This is a genomic window from Aliivibrio sifiae, assembly GCF_002954715.1.
Classification (GTDB): domain Bacteria; phylum Pseudomonadota; class Gammaproteobacteria; order Enterobacterales; family Vibrionaceae; genus Aliivibrio; species Aliivibrio sifiae.
In genome coordinates, this window is record NZ_MSCP01000001.1 from 355,931 (window position 1) to 368,742 (window position 12,812).

At 38.4% G+C, this 12,812-nt stretch carries 14 protein-coding genes; 8 read left to right on the top strand and 6 right to left on the bottom strand.

The features are described 5' to 3' along the window. Positions 1–5: 5 nt before the first annotated feature. Positions 6–581: a NapC/NirT family cytochrome c gene (locus BTO23_RS01560; RefSeq protein WP_060991610.1), complete on the top strand. Its 576-nt coding sequence runs from the start codon at positions 6–8 to the stop codon at positions 579–581. A 10-nt stretch (positions 582–591) separates the two neighbouring features. Further along, entirely contained in the window at positions 592–723 is a 132-nt protein-coding gene (locus tag BTO23_RS01565; protein WP_081091591.1) for a TIGR02808 family protein, read from the top strand. Between the two features lie 65 nt (positions 724–788). On the opposite strand, the gene BTO23_RS01570 is transcribed toward BTO23_RS01565, so the two are convergent. Continuing rightward, positions 789–1,148, bottom strand: a complete 360-nt coding sequence (locus tag BTO23_RS01570; protein ID WP_060991609.1) for a DUF2956 domain-containing protein — start codon at positions 1,146–1,148, stop codon at positions 789–791. A 204-nt stretch (positions 1,149–1,352) separates the two neighbouring features. On the opposite strand from BTO23_RS01570, the gene BTO23_RS01575 reads away from it, so the two are divergent. The 3 genes from BTO23_RS01575 (at position 1,353) to BTO23_RS01585 (ending at position 3,191) form a co-directional block, all read left to right on the top strand. Further along, complete coding sequence (locus BTO23_RS01575) at positions 1,353–1,802, top strand: DUF2919 domain-containing protein (protein ID WP_060991608.1); 450 nt, start codon at positions 1,353–1,355, stop codon at positions 1,800–1,802. A gap of 11 nt (positions 1,803–1,813) precedes the next feature. Then, positions 1,814–2,203 carry a hypothetical protein gene (locus BTO23_RS01580; RefSeq protein WP_060991607.1) on the top strand — a complete coding sequence of 130 codons (390 nt, stop codon included), beginning with the start codon at positions 1,814–1,816 and terminating at the stop codon, positions 2,201–2,203. 82 nt (positions 2,204–2,285) lie between these two features. Beyond that, the gene (locus BTO23_RS01585; protein ID WP_060991606.1) at positions 2,286–3,191 is read left to right on the top strand and encodes a Dyp-type peroxidase; all 906 of its coding nucleotides are present in this window, start codon (positions 2,286–2,288) and stop codon (positions 3,189–3,191) included. A 160-nt stretch (positions 3,192–3,351) separates the two neighbouring features. Here BTO23_RS01585 and crr read toward each other — a convergent pair whose 3' ends face one another. From crr to cysZ, 5 genes are all read right to left on the bottom strand, one after another. After that, positions 3,352–3,861: a PTS glucose transporter subunit IIA gene (gene crr, locus BTO23_RS01590; protein ID WP_045102673.1), complete on the bottom strand. Its 510-nt coding sequence runs from the start codon at positions 3,859–3,861 to the stop codon at positions 3,352–3,354. A 76-nt stretch (positions 3,862–3,937) separates the two neighbouring features. After that, positions 3,938–5,662, bottom strand: a complete 1,725-nt coding sequence (gene ptsI, locus BTO23_RS01595; protein ID WP_105062857.1) for a phosphoenolpyruvate-protein phosphotransferase PtsI — start codon at positions 5,660–5,662, stop codon at positions 3,938–3,940. Positions 5,663–5,719: 57 nt separating this feature from the next. Next, on the bottom strand, positions 5,720–5,977 hold the full coding sequence (ptsH, locus tag BTO23_RS01600; protein ID WP_005420435.1) for a phosphocarrier protein Hpr: 258 nt from the start codon (positions 5,975–5,977) through the stop codon (positions 5,720–5,722). 319 nt (positions 5,978–6,296) lie between these two features. Further along, a complete protein-coding gene (gene cysK / locus BTO23_RS01605) occupies positions 6,297–7,265 on the bottom strand; it encodes a cysteine synthase A (RefSeq protein ID WP_061003032.1) in 969 nt (322 codons plus the stop codon). A gap of 129 nt (positions 7,266–7,394) precedes the next feature. Next, positions 7,395–8,153, bottom strand: coding sequence for a sulfate transporter CysZ (cysZ, locus tag BTO23_RS01610; protein WP_061036576.1), 759 nt, complete (start codon positions 8,151–8,153; stop codon positions 7,395–7,397). 286 nt (positions 8,154–8,439) lie between these two features. Here cysZ and zipA point away from each other — a divergent pair, with 286 nt between their 5' ends. The 3 genes from zipA to BTO23_RS01625 all read left to right on the top strand — a co-directional run. Further along, complete coding sequence (zipA, locus tag BTO23_RS01615) at positions 8,440–9,357, top strand: cell division protein ZipA (protein WP_105062858.1); 918 nt, start codon at positions 8,440–8,442, stop codon at positions 9,355–9,357. Positions 9,358–9,444: 87 nt separating this feature from the next. Beyond that, positions 9,445–11,451 (top strand): NAD-dependent DNA ligase LigA, encoded by a 2,007-nt coding sequence (ligA, locus tag BTO23_RS01620; protein WP_061036578.1) that lies wholly within the window; start codon positions 9,445–9,447, stop codon positions 11,449–11,451. A gap of 527 nt (positions 11,452–11,978) precedes the next feature. Then, the coding region (locus BTO23_RS01625) for a porin (RefSeq protein WP_146107787.1) at positions 11,979–12,812 on the top strand (834 nt) is incomplete at its 3' end.

Below are 12,812 nucleotides of genomic sequence, written 5' to 3' on the forward strand. Positions count from 1 at the left end.
TATACATGAAATTATTAAAAGCATTTTGGAAGCGTTTTTCATCTCCAAGTAAAGCGGCAGTAGGCATCGTCCTATTTATGGGTTTTATGGGTGGGTTACTTTTCTGGGGCGCATTTAACACGGGTATGGAAGCAACCAATACAGAAGAATTCTGTTCTGGCTGTCACGCCCCAATAGTTAAAGAGATCCAAGAAACGATTCACTACTCAAACCGTTCTGGTGTTCGTGCTATCTGTTCTGATTGTCACGTCCCTCATAACTGGACAGATAAAATCGTACGTAAAGTTCAAGCATCAAAAGAATTGTTTGCGCATTACGTAACTAAAACGATTGATACTGAAGAGAAATTCAAAGAGCGTCGTGGTCATCTAGCAGAGCGAGAATGGCACCGAATGAAAGAGAATAACTCCCAAGAGTGTCGTAACTGCCATGAATTTAACTACATGGATTTCTCAGAGCAAGGTCCTCGTAGTGCTAAACAGCACTCAACGGCATTAGCATCAGGTGATAAAACCTGTGTAGATTGTCATAAAGGTATTGCTCATAAACTGCCTGACATGTCTGGCGTTGAAGGTTGGTAAGGAGCTTACTATGAGTACTTTAGAATCAGTTATTTGGCATACACTAGGCTATATCGCTATGCCATCCATCATTTTAGGTGGTTTTGCTGCGGTTGCTGTGTTGTCTATTTGGGTGTTATCACTTAAAGCAGACAAAGAGTAAGACGTTAGGCGTCATATCGATAATAAGAAAGAGATGAAGAGATTGAGCTTCATCTCTTTTTTTATTTAAAAACCGAGTACTGAATAATAAATAAAGCCAGCCCAGCTTAGAGCAAGTAATATCCATGGTAATGTTTTGTTCGATTCTGAATTTATTTGGTCTTGCTGAGCCTGTTTTGTTTCAATGTCTGAAACCGTTTCATCATTCTGTTTTTGGCGTAGTGTTTTTTTCTTTAGTTTATCTGCTTCCCTAGCTTTTTCTTTCTGCTGCTTTTTATATAAAGTAATTCCCTTTTCAATTCCTTGGGCAATCAATTTAGTTTGTTCTTTTGTTTGCGCTGGTTTTTGTGTAGCTTTAGCTATCTTCATCGCTTCTTGTTGAGTTTCAACTGACGCGGTCTCTTTTGTTTTTTTGTTGTTTGTCATAATTATTCTTTATTTTTAATATTTGAGAGTATCTTTGTGTATATTTAAACAGTAACTGATACAAAGTGTGACGGCAGCATTGCTTTTGATCTTTGAACTGTCTTCAGCTCAAAGTTTTTATTTTATCCAATCGTTATTTTTAATTATTTCAGTAAGCTGAACAAGTCTACTGAGAAAATTGTTAGTTTATTTTTAAGGTAGAAAATGCACTATTCATTTGATGCATATGATGAACATGGTTGGTTAAAACCACCTGTATGGTTATGGTTTGGTTGGGCTATTTTAATTCGTTCTGTTGTTGTTTTTATAATGGCAGGAGCGAGTCGTGAACAAGGTACAGATTTACTGGCATTGTTTTACCCTAATCATACGCATCTTTACACGAGTTTGTATTTAAGCTTACCCATTGTATTTTTTATGTGGTTAAGTAGTTTTAAAAAGCCAACAAGACCTTTTATGCTCACCCTTTGGAAGCAAGGTCGATGGCTAACCATTATTATGGTTCTTATTGATCTCGCCATGCTAATTGAATCAGTAGTGGTGAGTCGTGGAGAGTTTCAGTTGGGAAGTGCTGTGATTATTTTACTTCTTAGCTGGTTTTTAATTTTTTTACTTCGTAGCAAAAGAGTAAAGATATGTTTTAGTCTGACGTAGAGGTGAAGACGATGGATTTATCAGCTGGAGCGCTTTTATTTAGCGCTTTATTAAGCCCGTTAGCAATGGCTGATTGGCAATTGGACTTAGGATTAGAGATTAACCGTCCTGATTTACAACGTATTAGTAATTCTTCTGCATCATTAGTGCTAGGGGAAGAGACTCTTGTATTTAATTCCATAGATCAACAGTCACAAGTGAAAGCATGGGCTGAAATAAAAAATATCAACGCGGAAAATGTAGAGATTGCTTTTCGAGTAACAGAAGAGGGAAATGGTAATGTACGTACTCTTTGTGCTCCGACGATTATTACTAAGTTAAACAATCAAGAGTCTTATATGGTTTCTGATTCTTCGGCAAAAGAAACAGTAAAATTATCAGTAGAAGTGATTTCTTCATAAACTCTTATTAATTATCAAACAATCCCATGATTTATTACATATAATGGACTCAGTTAATTCAAAATAGAAAGGAACTGAGTTCATGTCTTACACCCCTCAAACGGCATTACTGCCAGAACCAGATCGATTTGCATTATACGTAACTCTAAATATCAAAAGTAATCCTCAGCTTGTATTAGAACAGTTACAAGCGCTTCCTGCTTTGATCATTGAATTAAATGAAAATCAGCCAGATGCAAATTTAAGCAGCGCGGTTTCTTTTGGTTCTGAATTCTGGTCAACCCTATCAGTATCAATGCCTTCGGAGTTGGCTAAGTTTAAGCAATTAGGTAAAGGCGAGATTATTGCTCCAGCAACGCACGGCGACGTACTCATCCATCTTCATTCTAACCGTCATGATTTACATTTTTATATTCTACGTAAATTGATGAATGTAATTTCTGAGCATGTAGAAATTAAAGAAGAGACTTCTGGATACCGTTTTTTAGATTCTCGTGACATGACTGATTTCGTTGATGGCACTGAAAATCCAAAAAATGAAGCTCGTGCTGAGGTTGCCTTAATTAAAGAGGGGGAATTTGCGGGCGGTAGCTACATGATGTGTCAACGTTTCGTGCATAAGATCCCAGCATGGAATCGCTTATCTGTTTCAGCTCAAGAAAAAGTAATAGGTCGTACTAAGCCTGATTCAATCGAGCTAGAAGACGTTCCTGCGGCTTCTCACGTAGGTCGTGTAGATATTAAAGAAGATGGCAAGGGCGTTAAGATTCTGCGTCACAGCTTGCCGTATGGTTCGGTTTCTGGTGACCATGGTTTATTGTTTATTGCTTATTGTCACTCTGTACATAACTTCCAAGTGATGTTGGATAGTATGTATGGTGAAGTTGATGGTAAAACAGATCAATTATTACGATTTACGGATGCCGTGACGGGGGGGTATTTCTTTGCTCCATCAGAAGAGATGTTTGCTGAACTAAAAGTGAAATAATACTGATAATATAAGGTAAGTGGCAGTTTTGGCATTTATCTTATTTAGATTTATTTGATTACGATAAAGCAGATACAAAAAGGCCGCAGTTACTTATTAAATAAGATAACTACGGCCTTTTTTATTGTCTTTAATTAACTAGCTTAATCTTTTAAAAAGATTATTTAGTTACTTTAAGAACTGGAGACTCACCAACAGTAACAGCACCAGAAAGCTTAGTAAGCTCTTTGATTTCGTCCATGTTAGAGATAACAACAGGAGTTAGAGTTGATTTAGCGTGCTCTTCTAGGTACGCAAGATCAAATTCGATTACTGTGTCACCAGCTTTAACTTCTTGGCCTTCTTCAGCGATACGAGTAAAGCCTTGACCTTTAAGTTCAACTGTGTCGATACCGAAGTGAACGAAAAGCTCGATGCCATCGTTAGACTCGATAGAGAAAGCGTGGTTAGTTTCGAAGATTTTACCGATTGTACCGTTAACTGGAGCAACCATTTTGTTGCCAGCTGGTTTGATAGCAATACCGTCACCAACGATTTTTTCAGCGAATACTACGTCTGGCACATCTTCGATGTTTACAATTTCACCAGAAAGAGGTGCGATGATGTCGATAGCACCAGCGTCAGCGCTTTCAGAAGAAAATGCGCTTTTAATTTTGTCAAACAGACCCATTGTGTAGCTCCCTAAAGTTTATATTAAATAGCCACTAAAACTTAGTGGCTATATTTAATTCTTTGCAACTATACTATTACTTAGTATTTTCTGCGATAAATTTTTCAACGTGTGCTTCAATTTCTGCTGCTGTTGGCATTTGAAGTGCTTCATCTGCCATTGCTTTTACTGCTGCAAAGTTTGAGTTACGGACGATTTTCTTAACAAGAGGGATAGAAATACCACTCATGCTGAATTCGTCTAAGCCCATACCTAGAAGAAGTAAGCTTGCACGTTCATCACCGGCTAACTCGCCACACATACCTGTCCATTTACCTTCTTTGTGAGAAGCATCGATTACTTGCTTGATAACAAGCAGAACCGCTGGAGATAGTGGGTTGTATAGGTGAGAAATCATTTCGTTACCACGGTCAACAGCAAGAGTATATTGTGTTAAATCGTTAGTACCGATAGAGAAGAAGCTAACTTCTTTCGCTAAGTGATGTGCAATTGCAGCGGCAGCAGGCGTTTCAACCATTACACCGATTTCGATGCTTTCGTCAAACGCTAGGCCTTCAGCTCGAAGTTCTACTTTGTATTCTTCGATTGCATTTTTCAGCTCACGGATTTCTTCGACAGAAATGATCATAGGGAACATGATACGTAGTTTTCCGTGTGCAGATGCACGTAAAATACCACGTAATTGATCACGTAGAATTTCACGACGGTCTAAACTGATACGGATTGCACGCCATCCTAAGAATGGGTTCATCTCTTCAGGAAGATCCATATATGGTAGATCTTTATCACCACCGATATCCATAGTACGGATAATCACTGGCTCACCATGCATCGCTTCAGCTACTTCTTTATAAGCAACATATTGCTCTTCTTCAGTAGGAAGTGCGTCACGATCCATGAATAGGAATTCTGTACGATACAGACCAACACCTTCGCCGCCGTTACGGATAATACCGCCACAGTCTTTAACTGTACCGATGTTACCGCAAACTTCAACTTGGTGGCCATCAAGAGTGATAGCTGGTAAGTCTTTTAGTTTTGCTAGTTCTTCTTTTTCTGCGACTAAAGTGTCACGGATATTTTTAGATTCTGCTAGCTCAGCTTCTGATGGGTTGATAACAATCTTATTGTTAACAGCATCAAGAATTAACATGTCGCCATTTTTCACTTGCTTAGTGATATCGTTAGTACCAACGATAGCAGGAAGCTCAAGAGAACGCGCCATGATAGATGTATGAGATGTACGACCGCCGATGTCACAAGCAAAACCAAGAACGTAGTCTAGGTTGATTTGTGCTGTTTCAGAAGGCGTTAAATCGTTAGCAACTAGGATTACTTCTTCATTGATATCACTAAGTGAAACAATGTTGATACCTAATGCATTCTTAACAAAGCGGCTACCGATATCACGGATATCTGTAGCTCGCTCTTTTAGATAATCATCATCTAAAGATTCAAGTGCACAAGCTTGTTCTTCAATTACAGAATAAATTGCAAAATCAGCCGCAAGCTTATCATCTTTGATAAGGGCTAAGATTTCTTCTTCTAGCTCTTCATCTTCAAGAAGCATAATATGCCCCTCAAAAATAGCTTCTTTTTCTTCGCCAAATGTTGCTAGCGCTTTCGCTTTAACCGCTTCTAATTGCTCAGAAGACTTAGCTCTAGCGTCAAAGAAACATTTAACTTCTGCTTCTACTTGAGATTCAGAGATTGGAGTTTTGTTTAGGACAATTTCATCTTCCTGAAGTAGTAGTGCTTTACCAAAAGCAATACCCGGAGATGCTAGAATGCCAGAAATCATAGCTTTACCTTAACATTGATCAAATTAGAGAATGAGAATAATTAAAGAAAAAGCTGATTAATGCAGCTCATCCATTAGTTTAACTAGGTGGTCTACTGCTTCTTTCTCTTGAGCGCCTTCAGCAGAGATAGTTACGTTAGTACCTTTAGTTAGACCTAAAGTTTGTAGTTTGAAAAGGCTAGTAGCACTTGCGCTTTTGCCGTTAGAAGTAACAGTGATTTTAGCATCAAAACCTTTTGCTTCTTTAACGAACTGAGCCGCTGGACGTGTGTGAAGGCCGTTTTCTGCAGTGATTACTACGTCTTGTGAATACATTGTGTATACCCCGATTTATATTTTATGTTGAATTAATGTCGTTAACCAATTCTGTTTATGACAGTACTTTCGCACATCATTGCTTCAGAAACAATCCGTCTGAATGTAAATAAGTTAACGACAGTAATTTATACATACTGTCTTATTTTGTAATATTTAGGTGGTCCGATATTGATATATTATATTGGATTGTAATTATTTTACACCTAAAAATAAAGTGGCTAGATTATTACTAAGGAGTGAAATGAAATCAACAAAAAAACCCCATAAGGGGCTTTTTTGGAAGAAAAATTGATTTGAGCACGTTAATATTGCAGATTTATTGCTCGTTTTCTTGTTCCGTAAACAAACCAGCAAAGAGTGCGGTACTTAGGTAGCGCTCGCCTGAACTTGGCAACACAACCACAATTTGTTTATCTGCAAACTCTGGAAGTTCAGCAATACGGTTAGCAGCAACTACTGCGGCACCTGAAGAGATACCAGCAAGTATACCTTCTTCTTCCATTAAGCGACGTGTCATTGCAATTGCATCATCAGAAGTAACTGCTTCAACGCGATCAATGAGTGTCAGATCTAGATTTCCTGGAATAAAACCAGCACCAATACCTTGGATTTTATGTGGTGCAGGCTTTAAATCTTGCCCAGCAAGAGCTTGAGCAATTACGGGAGACTCAGCTGGCTCAACAGCGACAGACAGAACTGCTTTATTTTGAGTATGTTTTAGGTAACGACTTGTTCCTGTTAGTGTGCCACCAGTACCAACACCTGCAACAAATACATCAATATTACCTTCTGTTGCTTCCCAAATCTCAGGCCCAGTTGTTTTTTCATGAATTGCAGGGTTTGCAGGGTTATTGAACTGCTGAAGCAATAGGTATTTACTCGGATCGCTCGCGACAATCTCTTCAGCTTTTGCGATCGCGCCACCCATGCCCTTTGGTGCCTCAGTCAATACAAGATTTGCCCCAAGCGCTTTAAGTAACTTACGACGCTCAAGACTCATTGATGCTGGCATAGTTAGAGTTAGCTTATAACCACGAGCAGCAGCAACAAAAGCCAATGCAATTCCGGTGTTACCAGACGTAGGTTCTACCAGTTCAATGCCTTCTTTTAATGTGCCTGCTTTTTCTGCTTCCCAGATCATGTTTGCGCCAATACGACATTTAACACTGAAGCTTGGGTTACGAGCTTCTACTTTTGCTAATACGTTGCCGTTACTTACACGGTTTAGGCGTACAAGAGGGGTGTTACCAATAGTTTGAGAATTATCTTCGTAAATCTTTGTCATGATCTGTTCCTTCATTTCACGTAGCCCGTGATTCAATATGGAGTAAATATTTGGTGACTCATTTGAGTAACTCGACCTACTTAGAATACGAAGAGTTTCTCAAATGAGAAAGGATCGAAAGGTTATAAGTTATGGATTAACGTTTTTATGTGTATCACGATAGACGTCTACCCACATAGCAGTTGCTCCACAGACTGCGATAGGCATAACAAATAGGTTTAAAATCGGAGTCATTGTAAATAAGGTAACTAATGAACCAAAAGATAAGCATTTTCCACGCTTGGTTTTAAGTTCGTCTCTCATTGTTTCAAAAGGTACTTTATGGTTATCAAACGGATAATCACAATATTGTATTGCCATCATCCAAGCGGTAAATAGAAACCATAAAATAGGAGCCACACTTTGACCTATTGCAGGAATAAAAAATAGAATGAATAACCCTAATGCTTTTGGAAGATAATACTTTAGTTTTTGCCACTCACGTTTAAAGATCCGTGGTAAATCTTTTAATGCATCAATGACACCGCCAGTTGGTGCTGGTTGATTCGTTAACTTCGCCTCTAGATGCTCTGCGAGAAGACCATTAAATGGTGCAGCAATCCAGTTCGCTAATGTACTAAAAAAGTAAGAGAATACCGCCAGAATACTGATGACAATTAGCGGCCATAACAAATAAGAGAGCCAATCTAACCAACTTGGTATTTGAGCTAAAATATGTTCAATCCAACTACCAATTTGATTAAATAAATAAAAAAATGAACCTCCTAATAAAATGATATTAATTAATAGGGGGATAAAGACGAAACGACGGATCCCAGGGGTCATCGCCAGTGACATACCTTTCAAAAAATATTGAATGCCTGATTGGGTTTGTTTTAATGAACTCATAATCTATATTTACATTTTGTGTATCATGCATTCACTATACTCAAAAATACGCACAAAGAAATGGCATTAGAGTAAATAAAGGCGGTGTAAATTGTTCAAATGTAAGATTTATGTCACCACTTTCATTTTGTTATTCAACAATAGGGCTATTATTTGGTACATTACCAATAAGTAGTGGTAGATTAACGGTTACAGTTAAACTACCTTCATAGTAGTTGAGGAAAACTTCCTTTGTATTTTTACAAATTAAGGAAGTTCAATAAAGCAGAAGAGCAGAGAGTTAGCGATGCAAGAATTGCGATTAGTGTTGATACTTGTTGGGGCATTAGCCATTGCGGCGTTATTGTTTCATGGCTTATGGACAAGTCGAAAAGAAACAAGCTCAAAATTTGGAAAAAAAGTAGACATAGATTTTGATTCAGAGATTGATGATGAGCAACCTGCTCCTATGCGTACTTTTGATCAAGCAAAAGAAGAAACAATTATTCCCAAAGAGAGGAAAGAGCCTGCTTTTTCTAAAGATCCTCTTTTTGATGACGAGAGTGTCATTTCTGAGCCAATTGAAAAGATTCAAGAAAAGCCAGTAGAGGCTTCTATTGAGCAACCACCGATAAATGATATTAAAGTTAAGCAAGAACCAACAATGTCATTTTCTGCGATTGATGAAAATGTAGCTTCTCAAAAAGAAACTCCGCAGCCATTACAGATAGAAGAGCCTATCATTACTCCTGAACCGATTATTACTATTATTGAAGAACCAGAACCAGAACCAGAACCAGAACCAGAACCAGAAGAGGATGTTATTGTTATTAATGTCCACGGAATGGGAAGTGAGCGCTTTAATGGTAACCGGTTATTTAATAGCTTGGAGCAAAATGGTTTAGTGTTTGGCGATATGGGGATTTATCATCGTCACTCAGATCTATCTGGTAGTGGTAAAGTCTTATTTAGTACTGCGAATATGGTAGCTCCTGGCCATTTCCAAGTACCTGAAGGTGATGAATTCTCTACTCCTGGAATTTCCTTCTTCTTACCGCTGCCGTGCTACGGCGATGCAGAGCATAATTTTAAATTAATGCTACAGACGGCTCAGTTAGTGAGTTCTGAGTTAGGTGGTAATATTTTGGATGAAAAACGAGATATGCTGACTCCAAATAAAATAGATGAATATAAACAACGAGCAAAAGTGTTCTGCCGTAAATAGATCGTCTATTATTATAGTTAATTGAGAAAGGCTCCTAGTGAGCCTTTTTTTTATTTTTTGTACAACAGAACAAGAAGTTGATGAACCATGAGTACTGAACATACATTAGACGAGTTGAGACAACTGCTGAATTACCACGCGTATCGTTATTATGTGGAAGATAGCCCTGAACTTCCCGATGCAGAATACGATCGCATGATGCAGCAATTGCTTTCTATTGAGGCTGAATACCCAGAGTTAGTTACTGTTGACTCACCAAGTCAGAGAGTGGGTGGTGAAGCGCTAGATGGTTTTACTCAAGTAAAGCACGAGATAGCAATGCTCTCTTTAGATAATGCATTTAGTGATACAGAGCTAGAAGCTTTTGAGAAAAGAATCAATGACCGTCTCATTGCTAAGTCTGTTTCATTATTCTGTTGTGAACCCAAATTGGACGGTCTCGCGGTCAGCCTTTTGTATGTTAATGGTAAATTAGTTCAAGCGGGCACTCGTGGTGACGGTTTAACGGGCGAAAATATAACAGAAAATGTTAGAACGATTCGTTGTATACCATTAACACTTCAGGGAGAAGGTTGGCCAACACGATTGGAAGTTCGTGGTGAAGTATTTATGCCAAAAGCTGGCTTTGATGCGTTAAATGAACGCGCATTAAAGCGAGGAGATAAACCATTTGCTAATCCACGTAATGCAGCAGCAGGCAGCTTACGTCAACTGGATTCGAAGATCACAGCGACTCGTCCACTAAGCTTTTATGCTTATAGCGTTGGGGTTATTGATGGTGGTGGATTAGAATCAAGTCATTACCAGCGTTTTGTTCAACTTAAACGTTGGGGTCTTCCTATGTGTGAGGAGACTAAGCAATGCAGTTCATTAGATGAAGTAAAAGCCTATTATAAAGATATTCTTGAGCGCCGTGATTCTCTGAAATATGAAATTGATGGTGTAGTAATTAAAGTTGATGATATTGAACTTCAAGAACAGCTAGGGTTTGTAGCTAGAGCACCTCGCTGGGCTATTGCTTATAAGTTTCCAGCACAAGAAGAGTTAACAATACTTAACGATGTAGAGTTTCAAGTAGGTCGAACTGGTGCTATTACGCCAGTAGCTAAACTTGAACCTGTATTTGTCGGAGGGGTTACTGTAAGCAATGCCACACTGCATAATGCTGATGAAATCGCACGACTAGGTGTTCACATTGGTGATACGGTGATAATTCGTCGTGCGGGGGATGTGATCCCTCAAATCGTTTCTGTTGTGGAGGCTCGCCGTCCTGAAGACAGTAAGGCGATTATATATCCAACAACATGCCCTGTGTGTGACTCACAATTAGAGCGTATTGAAGGTGAAGCCGTGACTCGTTGTGGTGCAGGTTTAGTATGTCCTGCTCAACGTAAAGAAGCATTAAAGCATTTTGTTTCTCGTAAAGCGCTTGATGTTGATGGCTTAGGTGACAAAGTAGTCGAACAACTAGTTGATAAAGAAATGGTCGAAACTCCGGCTGATTTATTTAAACTTTCTGCAGGAGTGATAACGGTATTAGAACGAATGGGGCCAAAATCAGCTCAGAATGTCGTTGATGCCTTAAATAAATCCAAAGAAACAACATTGCCTAGATTCTTATATTCATTAGGAATACGTGAAGTTGGTGAGGCCACTGCTGCAAATTTAGCAATGCACTTTTCAACATTAGAAGCAGTTCAAGCGGCAAATTTTGATCAGCTAATAGAAGTTAGTGATGTTGGTGATATCGTAGCTAAACATGTATTACATTTCTTTGCTGAGCCTCATAATCAAGCTGTAATTGAAGATCTTAAGGCGGTAGGTGTTCATTGGCCTGAAATAAAAGCGTTAGATGAATCTGTTCCTCAACCGTTAGCGGGCAAAGTTGTCGTTTTAACTGGAACCTTATATCAATTAAAACGTAATGAAGCGAAAGCAGCATTGCAAGAGCTAGGTGCAAAGGTAACTGGTAGTGTATCTAAAAAGACCGATATTCTTTTTGCGGGTGAAGCGGCAGGCTCTAAATTAGTTAAAGCTGAAGAGCTTGGTGTTGAAATTATGAATGAAGAGCAGTTGATAGCGTTGTTAAGTTAGCAATAAAAGCAGATTGGTTAAAACAAAAAGGAGCTTAGTGCTCCTTTTTTTATATCTGAAACTAATCATGTTTATTATTACTAATAGTCAGAAAAGACATAATTGATGTTTACTTGGGATCGGTTTATGTATTTCTTTATTTTTATAAAATAGTGTGATATTTGTCGCATTGAGTCTTTTTTTATATCCATAACTCTCTGTTTTAGATATGAAAGATGTTTTTTGATGATTATTGATCTATTTAATTTGATCTTAATCACTAACGCGAAAGAAGTTTGCGCTCGCTCATATTTTTTTTATTGAAAATTAAGTTTTTGTTTTATGTTTTTTTTGATCGGTTTAGTATTTATCTCATGGATGCACTGAGTGTATGCAGGAAAAAATATAAGGTAATTACAATTTTTAAATTTTCCTTTTCTTATTTAAAAATTGTGTGAATTAAGGAGCGTTATTTATTGCTTTCGGCGGCCAACTTAAAGTCAATAAATAATGAACACAGCTATATCCATTTTTAGGAGCTTTATTCCATGGAAAACAAATTTTTTAAAACAACGTTACTAGGTGCTGCAGTTGCTTTAGCATCTGCTGGTGTAACAGCAAAAGAAGTAGGTATTAACTCTGACTTTAATGTTGAAGTGTATGGTGTTGCTGCGATCTCAATGGTTAACTACAATACTACCGATAACGACAGTGATAGCTCTGGTTATGCTGTAGAGAATGAATCTCGAATTGGTTTCCGTGCTCATAAAGAGATGTTTGAAAACGTTTTAATTACGATGCAAATTGAGTCAGGTTATGTTGATAATACAGACTGGCCACATGGTGGTGTTTCTGGTGGTGTGCTAGGTTTCCGTGATACTTTTATTGGTGCTTCTGGCGATTGGGGTAATGTTCGAGTGGGTCGTGTTTTAACTCCATTATATGAATTAGTTGACTGGCCGTTTTCTAACCCTGGTTTAGGCTCTGTATTCGATTGGGGTGGTATTGCTGGTCACTACGATCGTCAATCAAACCAAGTTCGTTATGATTCACCTAAGTTTGGTGGTTTTTCATTTGCAACTTCTGTTGGTCGTGATGACAATGATAATGGTGGTGGCGCTGCTACTCGTGACTCTGCATTTGCAAGTGCAAACGCAAAATACAGCTTCGAAAAAGTAACGCTAATGGGTGCTATTGAAGCTGGATCTGATTTTAATGGTGTTGCAGGTCAAGATAATCAAGCTTACCTAGTAGGTTTTGAAGCTTCTCTTCCTGCTGGCTTCGGTCTTGCTGCTGCATATAAAATGGAATCATTAGATAACCAAGCTGATAGTGGTGTTGCTCAAATGGGTAAAGATGTAGAGCAAGGCTCTTACTCTATT

Bases quoted from the DNA above. Each gene is read 5' to 3' on its own strand.
- BTO23_RS01560 (WP_060991610.1), top strand. From the start codon at position 6: ATGAAATTATTAAAAGCATTTTGGAAGCGTTTTTCATCTCCAAGTAAA.
- BTO23_RS01565 (WP_081091591.1), top strand. From the start codon at position 592: ATGAGTACTTTAGAATCAGTTATTTGGCATACACTAGGCTATATCGCT.
- BTO23_RS01570 (WP_060991609.1), bottom strand. From the start codon at position 1,148: ATGACAAACAACAAAAAAACAAAAGAGACCGCGTCAGTTGAAACTCAA.
- BTO23_RS01575 (WP_060991608.1), top strand. From the start codon at position 1,353: ATGCACTATTCATTTGATGCATATGATGAACATGGTTGGTTAAAACCA.
- BTO23_RS01580 (WP_060991607.1), top strand. From the start codon at position 1,814: ATGGATTTATCAGCTGGAGCGCTTTTATTTAGCGCTTTATTAAGCCCG.
- BTO23_RS01585 (WP_060991606.1), top strand. From the start codon at position 2,286: ATGTCTTACACCCCTCAAACGGCATTACTGCCAGAACCAGATCGATTT.
- crr (WP_045102673.1), bottom strand. From the start codon at position 3,861: ATGGGTCTGTTTGACAAAATTAAAAGCGCATTTTCTTCTGAAAGCGCT.
- ptsI (WP_105062857.1), bottom strand. From the start codon at position 5,662: ATGATTTCTGGCATTCTAGCATCTCCGGGTATTGCTTTTGGTAAAGCA.
- ptsH (WP_005420435.1), bottom strand. From the start codon at position 5,977: ATGTATTCACAAGACGTAGTAATCACTGCAGAAAACGGCCTTCACACA.
- cysK (WP_061003032.1), bottom strand. From the start codon at position 7,265: ATGACAAAGATTTACGAAGATAATTCTCAAACTATTGGTAACACCCCT.
- cysZ (WP_061036576.1), bottom strand. From the start codon at position 8,153: ATGAGTTCATTAAAACAAACCCAATCAGGCATTCAATATTTTTTGAAA.
- zipA (WP_105062858.1), top strand. From the start codon at position 8,440: ATGCAAGAATTGCGATTAGTGTTGATACTTGTTGGGGCATTAGCCATT.
- ligA (WP_061036578.1), top strand. From the start codon at position 9,445: ATGAGTACTGAACATACATTAGACGAGTTGAGACAACTGCTGAATTAC.